Source organism: Burkholderia plantarii, from assembly GCF_001411805.1.
Lineage (GTDB): Bacteria > Pseudomonadota > Gammaproteobacteria > Burkholderiales > Burkholderiaceae > Burkholderia > Burkholderia plantarii.
Window position 1 is genome coordinate 1,997,986 of the sequence record NZ_CP007212.1, and the last position, 15,600, is coordinate 2,013,585.

The window sequence follows — 15,600 nt, forward strand, 5'->3', positions numbered from 1 at the left end:
GGATGCCCGCCTGACGGCGGGCTTTTTTTCGTCCGCGTTTTTGTCCGTATTGCGCGGGCGGTGGCGGCGCGGTGCGCTCAGGAGCGGTCGAGCCGCGCGCGCACGTCGTCGGCGAACGGCACGATCGCGAGCGCGACGAGCAGCGCCGCGAGCGGCAGCGTTGCCGCGTAGCCGGCGTGCTGGAAACCGAGCGCGCCCGCCAGGCCGCCACCGATGAACATCGCCAGCATCGCGCCGAGCACGCGCAGCTTCGGCAGGTTCGCGCGCACCGGCGGCAGGGCCGCGAGAGGGTCCGCGGCACCATCCGGCGTTGGCCCGGACAGCGCGCGGTTCGGATAGCAGAGCTTGCCGAGTTCGATGCCGATGTCGGTGACCATCCCCGTGACGTGCGTGGTGCGGATCTCGGCGTTCGAGATCTTGGTGATCATCGCGTTCTGCAGCCCCATGATGAAGCAGAGCAGGATCACCGTGAGCGGCGCATAGAACGGGCGATGTTCGGCAAGCTGGCTGCCGAGCATGCCGAAGCCCACCAGCAGCAGCGCCTCGAGCGCGAGCGGTGACGCGTACTGGCTGTGCAGGCCGCGCCGGCGCCCCCAGTTGACGAGGAGCGCGGTGCTGGCCGCGCCGCAGACGAACGCGAGCAGCGACGCCACGCCGGCCAGTGCGAGCGAGAGATCGCCGAGCGCGGTGTCGTCGGCGATCGACGACACGATGCCGCTCATGTGAGAGGTGTACTGGTGGACGGCGAGAAAGCCGCCGGCATTGGCCGCGCCCGCCACGAACGCGAGCGACAGGCCGAGCCGGCGATTGCCGTCGGCGCTGCGCTCGCGTCCGGCGAGGCTGCGGAAATACTGAGTTGGCGCCATCGAAGCGCTCCCGTCGAGGAATGCTGTGCCGCGCCGCGCGCGGCCCGCGAGGCGTGCCGCTGCCGGCGCGCCTGCCCACGATGATAGCGAGACAGCGGCGCGGCGTCATGGCGCGTGCCGCGTTGCGCGGCTGGATCGTGCCGTTACCGCCGTTACCGCCGTTACCGCCGGCGCCATTGGCGTCGCCGACACCGCCGGCGCGGGCATCGTCGTTACCGCCGTTACGACGCCGTGCCCAGGCCAGCTGCCGGCAGCAGCGCGCGCAGCGTCGGGTCGAGCGTGCTCGGGCCGGCGCCGGCCGGCGCCGCGTCGAGCATCGCGATGCCGGCGGCCGGGCCGGCCGCGGCGGCGAGCTCGGTGCGCATGTCGGTGGCCTCGCGGCGGAACGCGTCGAGCTGCATCGGCGAGAGCGTGTTTCTGGCGTCGGCGAGCGCGACGACCGGATCGACCGGCGTATCGGCCACGCGCACCTCGAAATGCAGATGCGGGCCGGTGGCGGCGCCCGTCATGCCGACCGCGCCGAGCCGCTGGCCCTGCGCGACGTGCATGCCTTCCTCGAGCCCGGGCGCGAACGCCGACAGATGCGCGTACAGCGTCGAATCGTGGTCGGGATGCTCGACCACCACGTAGCGCCCGTAGCCATGCGGATCGACGCCGACGAACGACACCACGCCGTCTGCCGCCGCGTTGACGCGCGTGCCGCGCGGCGCCGCGAAATCGACGCCGGTATGCATCAGGTGCAGATGCGAGATCGGGTGGATGCGCTCGCCGAACGGCGAGCTGATGCGCGTGGCGACCACCGGCATGGTCAGCGCCGCCGCTTCGAGCGGCGTGCCGTCGAACGTGTAGAACGCGCCGTGCATCGCGCCTGGCGGACGGAACCACATCGCGCCGAAGCGGTGCCCAGCGCTGCGCAGGTCGAGCGCGGTCAGGCGCGGGCCGTCGCGCGTCACCTCGTAGGCGAGCCGGTAGCGGTCGCCGGCCTGCGCGGCGGCATGCGAGCGCGCGTGCGCGGCGACCAGGTCGCCGATCTGGATCCGCACCTCGGGCGGCACGTCGAGCCGCTGCAGCGTGTCCGCGAACGAATGCTCGATCGTACCGGTGCGCACGCCGCTCGCCTGCGGCGCCGCGGCGGCGTCGGGCGAGGGCGCGGCAAGCGAGAACAGGTCGCCGGCATCGCCGAGCAGGCCCGGCCGCGCAGGCCGGCGCGGGGCAAGCGTGGTGAGTTGGCCCGGCGCCGCGCCGTGCGCGCCGATCGCGGCTTCGAGCTGGTCGGTGACGAAGCGCTGCGCGCTCGGGAACGGCGTCGCCGCGAACACGCGCAGCGGCGTCTTCGCGGCGCCGGCCAGCGTCGGCGAGGCCGGCGTCGAGGCGGCCGGCGGCGCGGCGGTGAGACTGAGGGCGGCGAGCGCGGCCAGCGCGCCGATGGCGCCGGTGGCGGGAACGAGGCGCGCGAGGGGGCGCGAGGCGGGCCGGCGGGCGTGTCGGGCGCCGGCACAAACGGGAACGTCGGAAATGGGGTTCAACGGACTGCACTTCCTCAAAAAACGGGTTCGGGGCGACGGGAGCGCGGGCCGCGTGACACGACGCGGCCCGGCGGCGCCTGGGCGTCGGCAGCAGGCGCCGCGAGGGCGGCCGGCTGCGTTCGGTTCGGCGCGTCGGCGCGCGGTGAAACGCGCCGGACGAGGATCCATCGATGAAGGGCGGGACCCTGCGTGGAAATCGATGCCAGGAAAAATGACAGCGCGATGTCGTCCGCGTTCCGTCGCATTCGGATTTTTTATATGGGGTTTGATGAAAGTCCCCGACGCGATCGTGGGCGGATCGGCAAGCTTGGGCATGATGCGAGCCAGCGCGGCGAGGCTGTCATACGACACGGTTTTCGGTGAAGGCGGGGGAATGTCCTCAAACAATATTGAGAACGATTCGTGTTTGCATTAAATTGACGGATTCCGTATTCCCGACGGCGAATGCGACGAATGCGGCGGTGTCGTCGACGCCGCGCGCGCCGTCGAATGCGCGTCGTCGCCAAGGAGCCCTGCCGTGAGATCGGATCTACCTGCCGCCCCGGCGTTCGCCGGGGTGTTACCGCCGCCGGCGCGCCGTGCGCGTCGGGCGGGCGCCACGGACGCTCGCGGCGCTGAAACGGGGCGGCGCGAGCCGGCGAGCGAACGCGGCGCGGTGCCAGCCGCGGGCGCGCTCGTCGAGGTGCTGGTCCGCCATCGCGCGATGCTGGTCCAGGTCGCGCGTGGCGTGCTCGGCTGCGCGAGCCGTGCCGAGGATGTGGTTCACGACGTCTGCGTGCGGCTCGTCGATTTTCCGAACCAGGACGCGATCCGCCAGCCGCTCGCCTACGTCACGCGCATGGTGCGCAACGCGTCGATCGACGCGTGCCGCCGCCAGTCGCTCGAAACCACCTGGTTCGCCGACCAGGCGGAGGCGCCCGCGCTGGAAGCGGCCTCGCCCGCGCCGACGCCCGAGGCGGCCGTGCTGACGCGCGACGCGCTGCGGCGCGTGCAGCATGCGCTGGCCGCGATTCCCGCGCGCAGCCGCACCGCGTTCGAGATGGTGCGGCTGCGCGAGGAAACGCTCGAAGCCACCGCGAACGCGCTCGACGTCTCGCAGACGCTCGTGCATTTCATGGTGCGCGACGTGACGCGGCACTGCGCGGAGAGCCTCGACGCGCTCGACCGCGGCGCCGTGCCGCCCGCCTTCGCGGCGGCGCCGAGGCGGCGTTAGGCGCGCGCGCCTCGGCATGCCCTGGTCGTCATCGGTGTCCCGGCGCGGGTGGTGTCGGTGACCTCGTCTTGCCGGCGCGCCACTGCCACCATTCCCGTCACTGCCGGTCCCGATCGATACCCGCGCAGCCATGTCGCATTGAGAATGGTCCCGCACGGGGACTACCATGGCTCGCCCCGCTTCCCGGCCGGCATCCGCCGGAATCCCGCCGCGCGTCCGGCCGGTGCGGCTACCGTGGAGATGACCCGATGGACCTGACGATTCGCCCGATCCGCAGCGAACCCGATTACGAGGCCGCGCTCGCCGAGATGGCGGCGCTGGCCGAGGCCGGCGCCAAGCCCGGCACGCCCGGCGGCGACAAGCTCGAGATCCTCGGGTGCCTCGTCGAGCGCTACGAGGACGCCTGCCTGCGCCGGCACGCGCACGACCCGATCGCCGCGATCCGCTACCGCATGGAGCAGGACGGCCTGTCGGTCGCCGACCTCAGGCCTTATATCGGCAATACCAATCGCATCTACGAAGTGCTGAACGGCAAGCGCTCGCTGAGCCTCGCGATGATCCGCCGGCTGCACCGGGGGCTCGGGATTCCGGCCGACGTGCTGATCGGCGCGACCTGATCCGGCGCGCGCCGCGCGCGGGGCCTGCTTTCGACGTGGCGCGCGCCCGCCGCGCCGGCCTCGCTCAGAGACGCGCGGAGGCGTCGGGCCATTCGCCGCGCAGCAGGCTCGCGAGGCCGCGCGGGTTCGACGGCCAGTACGCATGCAGGTAGCTCGCCACGATCGGCCCGTGCCGGTACACGGCCTCGCCGCGCGCGCCGTCGTCGGGGCGCGCGGCCATCGCGGCCGGCGCGAGCGGCGTCGCCAGCTTCGAATAGTGGAAGGTATGGCCGTTGAGCGGCCCGTGCGGCGTGTCGAGCCGCTGCATGCCGAGCGCCGTGAAGCGCCGCTGCATGGTGGCGGCGCCCGGCAGCAGGCCGAGCATCGGCGTGGTCGTGCCCTCGGCGTCGGTCAGCGTCTCGCACAGGTAGAGCAGCCCGCCGCATTCGGCCAGCACGGTCCGGCCGGCCGCCACGTGCGCGGCGATGCCGGCCGCGCTGCGCGCGCTGCCGGCCAGGCGCGCCGCATGCAGCTCGGGATAGCCGCCCGGCAGATAGAGCGCGTCGCAGTCGGGCAGCGGCTCGTCGGCGAGCGGCGAGAAGCTCGTCACGCGCGCGCCGAGCGTGGCCAGCAGCGCGAGATTGGCCGGATAGATGAACGAGAACGCGGCGTCGCGCGCCACCGCCACCCGCAGGCCGTCGAGCCAGCGCGGCAGCGGTGGGGCGGGCTCGGGCGGCGCGAAGCGCACCAGCGGCGGCAGCTCGGCGAGCGTGGTGGCCGCGAGCGCGTCGGCCGTGCGTTCGAGCCGCGCGTCGAGATCGGCGATGTCGCCGGCCTGATGCAGCCCGAGGTGCCGTTCGGGCAGCGCGATGCCGGCGTCGGTCGACAGGTGGCCGAGCCAGCGGATGTCGTCGGGCAGCGCGGCTTGCAGCAGCGTCGCGTGGCGCGCCGAGCCGACCCGGTTGGCGAGCACGCCGTGAAACGGCAGCTCGGGGCGAAAGCGTGCGAGCCCGAACGCGAGCGCGCCGAAGGTCTGCGCCATCGATTTCGCCGAGATCACCGCGGCCACCGGCACGCCGAACCGGCAGGCCAGGTCGGCGCTGCTCGGCGTGCCGTCGTAGAGCCCCATCACGCCCTCGATCAGGATCACGTCGGCCTCGGCTGCCGCGCGTGCCAGCAGCGCGCGGCAGCCGGCCTCGCCGACCATGCCGAGATCGAGCGACTCGACTTCGGCGCCGCTCGCGCGCGCGAGGATCATCGGATCGAGGAAGTCCGGGCCGGTCTTGAACACGCGCACGCGCCGGCCGAGCCGCCGGTGCAGCCGCGCGAGCCCGGCGGTCACGGAGGTCTTGCCCTGGCCCGAACCGCTCGCGCTGACGAACAGCGCGGGGCAGGCGGGCGCGCCGGCCGTCGTCATCAGAACTCCACGCCGCGCTGCGCCTTCACGTGCTGCTCGCGGTACGGGTGCTTGACGAGCCGCATCTCGGTGACGAGATCGGCGGCCTCCACCAGCGCGTCGGGCGCGTGGCGGCCGGTGACCACCACGTGCAGCAGCGGCGCGCGCGCGGCCAGCACGGCCAGCACCTCGTCGAGCGGCAGGTATTCGTACTTCAGCACCGTGTTCAGCTCGTCGAGGATCACCATCTGGTAGTCGCCGCTCTCGATCATGCGGCGCGCCTCGTCCCAGCCCTTGCGCGCGGTGGCGATGTCGGCGTCGCGGTTCTGCGTGTTCCAGGTGTAGCCGTCGCCCATCGTGACGAAGTCGCACTGCGCGAAGCTGTTCAGCAGGTCGCGCTCGGCCGTGTGCAGCGCGCCCTTGATGAACTGCACCACGCCGAGCCGCATGCCGTGGCCGAGCACGCGCACCGCCATGCCGAACGCGGCCGTGCTCTTGCCCTTGCCGTTGCCGGTGTTGACGATCAAGAGCCCCTTCTCGACGGTGGCCTCGGCCTGTTTCTTCTCGTGGCCGGCGCGGCGGCGTTCGGTCATGCGCTGATGCGATTCGGGATCGGTTTTCATCGGATCGTCCTTCGGGTCCTGAGTGCGGAAATGGGGAGAGGGATGGGTTCAGAGCGGGCCGGCGATCGCGACGGTCACGCCGTCGAGGATCGTCTTCGGTACCAGCAGCGTGCCGTTCGGCGCGGCCGCGCGCGCGCAGGGCTCGCACACGCCGGCGACGCCGAAGCGCGCCTGCACCGCCTGCACCGCCTGCACGGGCGCGTCGTCAGGGTCGCCGCCGGCTTCGCTGCTCGCGCCGTGCCCGCTTGTCAGTGCCGCGATCACCTCGCGCGTGATCGCGACGAGCGGCCAGCCGTGGCGCGCGCAGCAGGCGACGAGGCCGGGCTCGGCCGCCTTCGCGTCGAGCGTCGCGACGAGCGCGACGGCCTCGCGCGCCAGGCCCGGATGGCGCGCGAGCGCGGCGTCGATCGCGGCGTCGATCGCCTCGGCCGGGCGGCCGGCGCGGCAGCCGACGCCGATCGCGACGCGCCGCGGCACGGCGGACGGGGCGCAGGCATCGGCGGTGGGCACCCCGGCGGCCGGCGCGCACGCGGGCGAAGGCAACGAAGACGAAGGCAACGAGGATAACGACGAGGGCGACGAGGATGACAACGGCGCGGCATCAGACGCGCGCGCCATACCGGACGGCATCGCGGCGGATGACGACGCGTGATCCGGGGCCGGACGCGAAGCGGAGCGGGTCATGCGAAAGCGGGATCGAACCTGGGTTGATCGGAACGGCGCGCTGGCGCGGCCACGATGGCGCGCGTACCTCGCGAGCGCCGTGTCGGGGCGGGCGAACCCGCCATTGCGTCGGCCGGTATCCGGGCTGACCGCCGATCGAAACGAACGGATCGAGGCCTTCCCGCCGCGCGCGGCAGTGGCGTTCGTCGATCCGCGCGGCCCGCTTGCGCGCGCCGCCGGCGGCGTACCGTTGCGAGGACAGCACAGGCCACGCGAGGCGCCGCTGGATGCGCATCGCTTCCTGTTTCCCGTTCAACCGCCGCCGCGAGCGCGGCAGCGGGCACCAGACGCGCGCATACGATAGCACAGCGACGGCGCGCGGACGGCCCGGCGCCCGGCGCCGGACGGCCCGCGCGAGGCCCGCCCGGCCGCCTTGACGCGTCCCGGCGCGGCGCCTACACTCGCAGCCGTTTTGGTGCTCGCGTGCGGATTCCTGCGCACGCAGTTGAACGGGAAACAGGGCATCGGGCCGCGCCGCGGCCGCGATCAACCTGTGCTGCCCCCGCAACGGTAAGCGAATGCATCGCGCAGGCGATGCGAGGCCCGCTTCACCGCGCGTGCGAGTCACGCGCGGCCAGGCCACTGGATGCCGCCGGCGTCCGGGAAGGCGAAGCGGTGCGATCGCCAGCCCGGATACCGGCCAGAACGGTGGAACCGCCGCGTTCGCGGCGCGTCCGGACCCGGTCCGGCGCGCGGCGCGCGAGGTTCCGGAGGGACGCGCCGCGGGAGGCGGCGCGCCGTCCCCGGCCGCCGGCGTGGCGGCCTGCTCGCGCGATCGCCCATGCCACGCGCCGATGGCATCATCCACTGACTCACCGACGGAATCCTTCCCATGCAAATGCGCAAAATTCCCGTGACCGTCGTCACGGGCTTCCTCGGCAGCGGCAAGACCACGCTGCTGCGTCACATCCTCGAGAACGCGTCGGGCCGCCGGATCGCGGTGATCGTCAACGAATTCGGCGAGCTCGGCATCGACGGCGAGATCCTGAAGGGTTGCGGCATCGGCTGCGAAGAGGGCGCGGAAGCGGCCGGCCAGCTCTACGAGCTCGCCAACGGCTGCCTGTGCTGCACGGTGCAGGAGGAGTTCTATCCGGTGATGGAAGCGCTCGTCGAGCGCCGCGCCGACATCGACCACGTGCTGATCGAGACCTCGGGCCTCGCGCTGCCCAAGCCGCTCGTGCAGGCGTTCAACTGGCCGTCGATCAAGAACAGCTTCACCTGCGACGCGGTGCTGACGGTGGTGGACGGCCCGGCCGCCGCGGCCGGCCAGTTCGCCGAGAACCCCGGGGCCGTGGACGAGCAGCGCCGCGCCGATCCGAACCTCGATCACGAATCGCCGCTGCACGAGCTGTTCGCCGATCAGCTCTCGTCGGCCGACCTCGTGATCGTCAACAAGACCGACCTGCTCGACGACGCGCAGTTCGCCTCGGTCGAGGCCACCATTCGCGAGGAAATTCCGGCCCACGTGAAGATCGTGCGCGCGCAGCGCGGCGAACTCGATCTGGCGACGCTGATCGGCCTGAACGCGGCCTCGGAGGAAACCATCCATCTGCGCCACGACCACCACGGCTCGGCCGACGACGCCGACCACCATCACGACGAGTTCGACTCGGTGGTGGTGGCGGCGCGCGTCACCTCGCGCGAGGCAACCATCGCCGCGCTGCGCGCGCTGGTGGACGGCCACACGATCTATCGCGTGAAGGGCTTCGCGGCGCTGCCGGACACGCCGATGCGGCTCGTGATCCAGGGCGTGGGCGGGCGCTTCGACAGCTACTTCGACCGCAGGCTGCAGGACGGCGAGGGCGAGGTCAGCCGCTTCGTGCTGATCGGCGAGGATCTCGACGCGGCCGCGCTGCAGCAGGCCTTCACGGCCGCGCTCGGCGCCGCGCGGGCGGCCTGACGCGCCCGCCGCCACCATGCATCTGCTGCGCACCACGCCGGGCGGCTTCGTCGACGACACGCAGGGCGTGATCCGGATCGACCAGCGTCCCGCCGAGATCGTGATCCTCAGCTCGGCGGACACCACGCTGTCGCTGCTCGCGAGCGCCGTGCCGCTGCTCGGCGAGGGTTTCCCTAGCGTGCGGCTCGCCAACGTGACGTTCCTGCGGCAGCCGGCGTCGGTCGATTTCTATATCGACGACGTGCTGCGGCACGCGCGTGTGGTGGTGATCGACCATCTCGGCGGCGAGGCCTACTGGCCCTACGGGATCGAGCAGGTGGTGGCGCTCGCCGAACGGCGCGGCCAGCGGCTCGCGATGTTCTCGGGCGACCTGCAGGAAGATCCGAACCTGATCGCCAGGAGCACCGTCGAGCCGGCGCTGTGCCGGCAATGGTGGCGCTATCTGCGCGAGGGCGGTGCGCACAACGCGCAGGCGCTGTTGCGCAGCATCGCGTTCCATGCGCTCGGGGTGGGCGAGGAACCGCCGCCGCCGCGGCCGCTGCCGGCCGCCGCGCTCTACCATCCGGCGCGCGAGCCGGCCACGCTCGACGACTGGCACGCGCGCTGGACGCCCGGCGCGCCGGTGGTGGCGATCCTGTTCTACAAGGCCCACTGGCAGGCCGCCAACACGGCGGTGTTCGACGCGCTGATCGAGGCGCTCGAAGGCGAGGGGCTCAACCCGCTGCCGATCGCCGTCACCTCGCTGAAGGACGCCATGAGCCGCGAGGTGATCGACCGGCTGGTGGCGTCCGAGCGCGTGGCGCTGGTGCTCAACACCACCGCGTTCGCGGCCGGCGCGATCGACGCGCCCGCCGCCGTCGAGCTGGCCGGCGACGCGCCGGTGCTGCAGGTGATCCTGTCGGGCGGCAATCGCGAGGCGTGGCTGGCCGACCCGCAGGGGCTGCATGCGCGCGACATCGCCATGCACGTGGCGCTGCCCGAGGTGGACGGGCGCATCGTCACGCGCGCCGTGAGCTTCAAGGGGCTCGCCTATCGCTGCCCGCACACCGAGGTGGACGTGGTGCGCTACCAGCCCGATGCCGAACGCGTGGCGTTCGTGGCCGAGCTCGGCCGGCGCTGGTGCCGGCTGCGCACCGCGCCGAACGCCGACAAGCGGCTCGCGCTGGTGCTGGCCAACTATCCGACCAGCGAAGGGCGGATCGGCAACGGCGTCGGGCTCGACACGCCGGCCTCGGCGCTCGGCATCCTGGCCGCGCTCGGCGCGGCCGGCTACACGCTCACCGGGCCGCTGCCGGAGTCGGGCGACGCGCTGATCGCGCGGCTCACCGGCGGCGTGACCAACGACGCGGCGCAAAGCGCGATCCGGCCGGCGTTCCAGAGCCTCGCGATGGAGGCCTACCGGCGCCGCTACGCGCGCCTGCCGGCCGCCGCGCGCGAGGCGATCGAGGCGCGCTGGGGCGCGCCCGAGCAGGATCCGGCGCTGCGCCACGGGCGCTTTCCGATCGCCGGCTGGCGCGCCGGGCACGTGTTCGTCGGGATCCAGCCGGCGCGCACGCGCGAGGCCAACGACTACGCGAGCTATCACGATGCCGATCTGGTGCCGCCGCACGCCTACCTCGCGTTCTATTTCTGGCTGCGCGACGTGTTCGCGATCGACGCGATCGTCCACGTCGGCAAGCACGGCAACCTCGAATGGCTGCCGGGCAAGAGCGTCGCGCTGTCCGACGCGTGCTGGCCCGACCTCGTGCTCGGGCCGCTGCCGCACCTGTATCCGTTCATCGTCAACGATCCCGGCGAGGGCAGCCAGGCCAAGCGCCGCGCGCAGGCCGTGATCGTCGACCACCTGATGCCGCCGCTCACGCGCGCCGAGAACTACGGGCCGCTGCAGGACCTGGAGCGGCAGGTGGACGAGTACTACGAGGCGCTGATGGTGGACGCGCGGCGCGCGAAGCTGCTGCGCCGGACCATCCTCGACACCATCGTCGAGCACCGCCTGCACGAGGAACTGAGCATGGCCGCGCCGGCCGGGCAGGGCGACGAGGACGCGCTGCTCACGCGCGTCGACGCCTGGCTCTGCGAGCTGAAGGAAGCGCAGATCCGCGACGGGCTGCACACCTTCGGCCGCTCTCCCGCAGGGCGCCAGCGCCGCGACACGCTGCTCGCGCTGGCGCGCTTTCCGGTCGGCGACGGGCTCGGCGCGAACGCGGGGCTGATCGCGGCGCTCGCGCGCGATCTCGCGCTCGGCGCCGGCTTCGATCCGCTCGCGGCCGACTGGGCCGCGCCGTGGACCGGGCCGCGGCCCGCCGAACTGCTGGCCGTCGATCCGGCGCCGTGGCGCCATGCCGGCGACACGCGCGAGCGGCTCGAACTGCTCGCGCAGCGGCTGATGGCGGCGTTGATTGGTGAGGTTGACGGGTACGGCGATGCGGCAGCGGACGATGATCGTGCGATCGCGACGAACGGCGCGCCGGGCGCTGCCGAAGCCGACCAAGCCGACCAAGCCGACCAAGCCGACCAAGCCGACCAAGCCGACCAAGCCGACCAAGCCGACCAAGCCGACCAAGCCGACCAAGCCGACCAAGCCGACCAAGCCGACCAAGCCGCGATCGCAGTCGATGTAGTCGATGCGCTCGCCGGCACCCCCGATCTCCACGCGAATCCCGAGCGCTGGCCCGCCACGCTGGCCGTGCTCGATCGCGTCGCGCGCGATCTCGCGCCGCGTCTCGACGCCTGCGGCGCCGACGAGCTGCGCCATCTGCTGCGCGGGCTCGATGGCCGCTTCGTGCCGCCGGGGCCAAGCGGCTCGCCCTCGCGCGGCCGTCCCGACGTGCTGCCGACCGGCCGCAACTTCTATTCGGTCGATACGCGCGCGGTGCCGACCCAGGCGGCCTGGTCGCTCGGCATGAAGTCCGCGCACCAGCTGGTGGAGCGCCACCTGCAGGAGCACGGCGACTATCCGCGCGCGGTGGGCCTGTCGGTCTGGGGCACGGCCACCATGCGCACCGGCGGCGACGACATCGCGCAGGCCTTCGCGCTGATCGGCGTGCGGCCGAAGTGGGCGCACGGCAGCCACCGCGTGACCGACTTCGAGATCCTGCCGATCGAGATCTTCGACCGGCCGCGCATCGACGTGACGCTGCGCGTGTCGGGCTTCTTCCGCGATGCGTTCGCGAACCTCATGCACCTGTTCGACGCGGCCGTGCAGGCAGTGGCCGAACTGGACGAGCCCGCGCATCGGAACCCGATCCGCGCGCGCGTGCAGCGCGACGCGGCGGCGCTCGTCGAACGCGGCGTGGCCGCCGACGAGGCGCGGCGGCGCGCCGGCTGGCGCGTGTTCGGCGCGCGGCCGGGCAGCTACGGCGCGGGCCTGCAGGAGATGATCGACGGCCGCGGCTGGCAGACCGACGCGGACCTCGCCGACGCCTACCAGGCCTGGGGCGGCTACGCCTACGCGCAGAACAGCGCCGGCGAGGCGGCGCACGACGCGTTCGGCGCGCGGCTCGCCACCCTCGACGCGGTGGTGCAGAACCAGGACAACCGCGAGCACGACCTGCTCGATTCGAACGACTACTACCAGTTCCAGGGCGGCATGGCGGCCGCGGTCCGGCATCGCTCGGGGCGCCAGCCGGCGCTCTATCACGGCGACCACAGCCGGCCCGACACGCCGCGCGTCAACACGCTGACCGAGGAGATCGCGCGCGTGATCCGCTCGCGCGTGGTCAATCCGAAATGGATCGACGGCGTGAAGCGGCACGGCTACAAGGGCGCGGCCGAGATGGCGGCGACCGTCGATTACCTGTACGGCTATGACGCGACCGCGCGCGTGGTGGCCGACCATCAGTACGCGCTCGTCACCGACGCCTACGTGCTCGACGCCGCGACGCGCGCGTTCCTCGAACAGCACAATCCGCACGCGCTGCACGGCATCTGCGAGCGGCTGCTGGAGGCGATCCAGCGCGGACTCTGGCAGGAGCCGGGCGCCTATCGCGACCAGCTCGAACAACAACTGCTCGCCGTCGAGCAGCATCTCGAAGGAAGCCGGCGATGAGCCCAAACAATGCGCCGGGCGCGCTGCCGCCCTTTCCGTTTTCCGCGCTGGTCGGGCAGGCCGCGCTGCAGCGCGCGCTGCTGCTGGTGGCCGTCGATCCGGCGATCGGCGGGGTGCTGGCGAGCGGGCCGCGCGGCACCGCCAAATCGACGGCCGCGCGCGCGCTGGCCGAACTGCTGCCCGAAGGCCGCTTCGTCACGCTGCCGCTCGGCGCCGCCGACGAGCACGTCACCGGCTCGCTCGATCTGGCCGGCGCGCTCGGCGAGGGGGCCGTGCGTTTTTCACCGGGATTGCTGGCGCGCGCGCATCTCGGCGTGCTCTACGTGGACGAGGTGAACCTGCTGCCCGACGGCCTGGTCGACGTGCTGCTCGATGCCGCCGCGAGCGGCGTCAACACCGTCGAGCGCGATGCGATCTCGCATTCGCACGCGGCGCGTTTCGCGCTGGTCGGCACGATGAACCCGGAAGAGGGCGAGCTTCGCCCGCAACTGCTCGACCGCTTCGGGCTGATGGTCGAACTCGCGAACCCGCGCGATGCCGACGAGCGGCAGCGGATCGTCAAGGCGCGGCTCGCGTTCGATCTCGATCCGCACGCGTTTCGCGCCGCGCATGGCGAGGCGCAGGCCGCGCTGGTCGAACGGATTCGCCGCGCGCGCGCGGCGCTCGCCACGGTGCGCATCGACGACGCCGTTCACGCGCGCGTGGCGGCCTGCTGCATGGCGGCCGCCGTGGACGGGCTGCGCGCCGATCTGGTGATGCTGCGCGCCGCGCGCGCGCTCGCGGCGCTCGACGGCGAGGCGGCGGTGCGCGACGAGCATGTTGATCGGATCGCCGACGACGTGTTGCGGCACCGTCGCAGCGTGCCGCCCGCGCCGTCGCGGCCGACGCCGGACGCGCCACGCGACGAGCGCCGCGCGGGTGATGATGCCGGCGCGGCGTCGTCCGGCTCATCCTTGCATTCGCCGGCCGCGGCGAGCGCGGCGCGCGACGAGGCCGACTGGGGCTACCTGCCGCCCGAGCCGGCCGGCCTGGTGCCCGTCAAGGGCGTGATCCCCCTGCCGTCAAAAAAACGCTGAGCCATCGGACGGATGCCCCCGCCGCCGCCGGCAGCGGGGTTCGATGGCAGCACGGCAAGCTCCCCGACCGGCGCGGCCGTCCCGGCACGCGCATCGCCTGGGCCGCGACGCTGGTTGCCGCGCGCGGCGCCGCGCTCGCGCCGGCGCATTTGCGCTTCCGGCCGCGCGCCGGCGCGCCGCGCGCGTTCCATTGCTTCGTGCTCGATTGCTCGGCGTCGATGCTCGACGGCGGCCGGCTCGCGCGCGCGAAAGGGCTGCTGGTCGGCCTGTTCGACGCGGCGGCGCGCGAGCGCGCCGAGGTGGCGCTGATCTGCTTCGGCGCGGGCGGCGCCGAGCGGCGCTTCGGGCCGGCCGTGCCGCGCTGGTGGAACGAGCGCTGGCTCGAACCGGTGGCGGGCGGCGGCGGCACGCCGCTCGCGCTCGGCATCGACGCGGCGCGTGCGCTGCTCGCGCAGCTCGCCCGGCGGCGGCCCGGCGCGCCGCGCTCGCTCTGGCTGCTGACCGACGGACGCACCGACGAGATGCCGGCGCGGCCCGCGCAGGCCGACGAGATCCATCTGGTCGATTTCGACGATGCCGCCGTGCGACTCGGCCGCGCCGAACGGCTGGCGCGCGCCTGGGAAGCGCGCTGGTGGCTGCCGGAGATGTTGATTCGCGATTGATGCGGGGGATGTTCATTCGGAGCGTCGAAGTATCGCGCGCAACTAACGGTCAGCCCGTCTCGCGCCTTCGACACACTTCCCCGCGATGGCTTCCAAAGCCATCACAATCATAGCTTGCAGATGACGGGGAGCGGCCTCGTCGCGTCGCGCTCAAAGCCCGCGCGCCACGCGCTGCGCGAGCGTGGTCAGATCAACCAGCAGCCGCCTCTCGCGCTTCGCGTCGAGCCGGTCCACCGGGACGCTGGTGCTGACGGCGATCCGCTTGCCCACCGACGACACGCCCACGAACACGGCCAGGCAAGCGAGCCCGGTGCAGGCTTCCTCGCGCTCGATTGCGTAGCCGCTCGCGCGCACGCCGGCCAGCGCCTCGATCAGCTCGGCGCGGCGCGTCAGCGAGCGCTCGGTCAGCGCGTGCAGCCGCGCCGGCAGCAGCATCTGCACGGTCTCGTCGGCGAGGCTGGCGAGCAGCGCCTTGCCGAGCGCCGAGCAATGCGCGGGCAGCCGCGAGCCGATGTCGGAGACGAGCCGCACCGCGCGCGACGGGTCCTCGCGCGCGAGATAGACCACCTCGGCGCGGTCGAGCACCGCCATCTGCACCGCCTCGTTGTGCTTCGCCACGAACCAGGCCGCCTCGCGGCGGAACGCGTCGAGCGTGAAATCGGCGAGCAGGTAGGTGCTGCCGATCTCGAACAGCGCGACGCCGATCGCGTAGCCGTCGCCGATCTTTTCCAGCCACTGCCGGCGTTCGAGCGCGTCGAGCGTCAGGTAGAGCGTGCTGCGCGGCATGCCGGTCAGCGCGAGCAGGTCGCGCGCTGAGGTCGGGCGGCGCGTGGTCTTCAAGGCGTCGAGGATGTCGTGGACGCGGCCGATCGCGGGCACGTCGCTGGTTTTGTCGGGCTGGCTGGCCTTCTCGGACAGGTTGGGCATCGGGGCGGCTCGCGGGTGGGCAGGGCGTGGACGGAACGGCGGCG

Annotated in this window: 13 protein-coding genes and 2 riboswitches; of the genes, 7 read left to right on the forward strand and 6 right to left on the reverse strand. The window is 72.9% G+C overall.

Annotated elements, in window-relative coordinates; all coding sequences use genetic code 11:
* Positions 1-77: 77 nt before the first annotated feature.
* Positions 78-866 carry a YoaK family protein gene (locus bpln_RS08605; RefSeq protein ID WP_042624861.1) on the reverse strand — a complete coding sequence of 263 codons (789 nt, stop codon included), beginning with the start codon at positions 864-866 and terminating at the stop codon, positions 78-80.
* 221 nt (positions 867-1,087) lie between these two features.
* Positions 1,088-2,392, reverse strand: a complete 1,305-nt coding sequence (locus bpln_RS08610; protein WP_420807356.1) for a M23 family metallopeptidase — start codon at positions 2,390-2,392, stop codon at positions 1,088-1,090.
* A 517-nt stretch (positions 2,393-2,909) separates the two neighbouring features.
* Here bpln_RS08610 and bpln_RS08615 point away from each other — a divergent pair.
* Together bpln_RS08615 and bpln_RS08620 are read left to right on the forward strand one after the other, a co-directional pair.
* On the forward strand, positions 2,910-3,605 hold the full coding sequence (locus bpln_RS08615; protein ID WP_055138577.1) for an RNA polymerase factor sigma-70: 696 nt from the start codon (positions 2,910-2,912) through the stop codon (positions 3,603-3,605).
* A 248-nt stretch (positions 3,606-3,853) separates the two neighbouring features.
* Complete coding sequence (locus bpln_RS08620) at positions 3,854-4,222, forward strand: helix-turn-helix domain-containing protein (RefSeq protein WP_055138578.1); 369 nt, start codon at positions 3,854-3,856, stop codon at positions 4,220-4,222.
* A 64-nt stretch (positions 4,223-4,286) separates the two neighbouring features.
* On the opposite strand, the gene bpln_RS08625 is transcribed toward bpln_RS08620, so the two are convergent.
* From bpln_RS08625 to bpln_RS08635, 3 genes are read right to left on the reverse strand one after another with little or no spacing between them, the layout of a single operon-like run.
* Entirely contained in the window at positions 4,287-5,618 is a 1,332-nt protein-coding gene (locus bpln_RS08625; protein ID WP_055138579.1) for a cobyrinic acid a,c-diamide synthase CobB, read from the reverse strand.
* Positions 5,618-6,220, reverse strand: coding sequence for a cob(I)yrinic acid a,c-diamide adenosyltransferase (gene cobO / locus bpln_RS08630; RefSeq protein ID WP_055138580.1), 603 nt, complete (start codon positions 6,218-6,220; stop codon positions 5,618-5,620). The genes bpln_RS08625 and cobO overlap by 1 nt, the downstream gene beginning before the upstream one ends.
* Positions 6,221-6,268: 48 nt before the next feature.
* Positions 6,269-6,730, reverse strand: a complete 462-nt coding sequence (locus bpln_RS08635; protein WP_244132063.1) for a cobalamin biosynthesis protein — start codon at positions 6,728-6,730, stop codon at positions 6,269-6,271.
* Here bpln_RS08635 and bpln_RS37645 point away from each other — a divergent pair.
* From bpln_RS37645 to bpln_RS08655, 5 genes are all read left to right on the forward strand, one after another.
* Positions 6,723-6,872, forward strand: coding sequence for a hypothetical protein (locus tag bpln_RS37645; protein ID WP_244132064.1), 150 nt, complete (start codon positions 6,723-6,725; stop codon positions 6,870-6,872). The two genes, bpln_RS08635 and bpln_RS37645, sit on opposite strands and share 8 nt — an antisense overlap.
* Before the next feature lie 125 nt (positions 6,873-6,997).
* Positions 6,998-7,247, reverse strand: a riboswitch (cobalamin riboswitch).
* A 92-nt stretch (positions 7,248-7,339) separates the two neighbouring features.
* Positions 7,340-7,602, forward strand: a riboswitch (cobalamin riboswitch).
* A 173-nt stretch (positions 7,603-7,775) separates the two neighbouring features.
* Positions 7,776-8,843: a cobalamin biosynthesis protein CobW gene (gene cobW / locus bpln_RS08640; protein ID WP_042624868.1), complete on the forward strand. Its 1,068-nt coding sequence runs from the start codon at positions 7,776-7,778 to the stop codon at positions 8,841-8,843.
* 16 nt (positions 8,844-8,859) lie between these two features.
* Positions 8,860-12,891, forward strand: coding sequence for a cobaltochelatase subunit CobN (gene cobN, locus bpln_RS08645; protein ID WP_055138582.1), 4,032 nt, complete (start codon positions 8,860-8,862; stop codon positions 12,889-12,891).
* On the forward strand, positions 12,888-13,967 hold the full coding sequence (locus bpln_RS08650) for a magnesium chelatase ATPase subunit I (protein ID WP_055138583.1): 1,080 nt from the start codon (positions 12,888-12,890) through the stop codon (positions 13,965-13,967). The genes cobN and bpln_RS08650 overlap by 4 nt, the downstream gene beginning before the upstream one ends.
* Before the next feature lie 92 nt (positions 13,968-14,059).
* Positions 14,060-14,629: a vWA domain-containing protein gene (locus bpln_RS08655; RefSeq protein ID WP_055138584.1), complete on the forward strand. Its 570-nt coding sequence runs from the start codon at positions 14,060-14,062 to the stop codon at positions 14,627-14,629.
* 150 nt (positions 14,630-14,779) lie between these two features.
* On the opposite strand, the gene bpln_RS08660 is transcribed toward bpln_RS08655, so the two are convergent.
* Complete coding sequence (locus bpln_RS08660) at positions 14,780-15,556, reverse strand: IclR family transcriptional regulator (RefSeq protein WP_055138585.1); 777 nt, start codon at positions 15,554-15,556, stop codon at positions 14,780-14,782.
* Positions 15,557-15,600 lie beyond the last annotated feature (44 nt).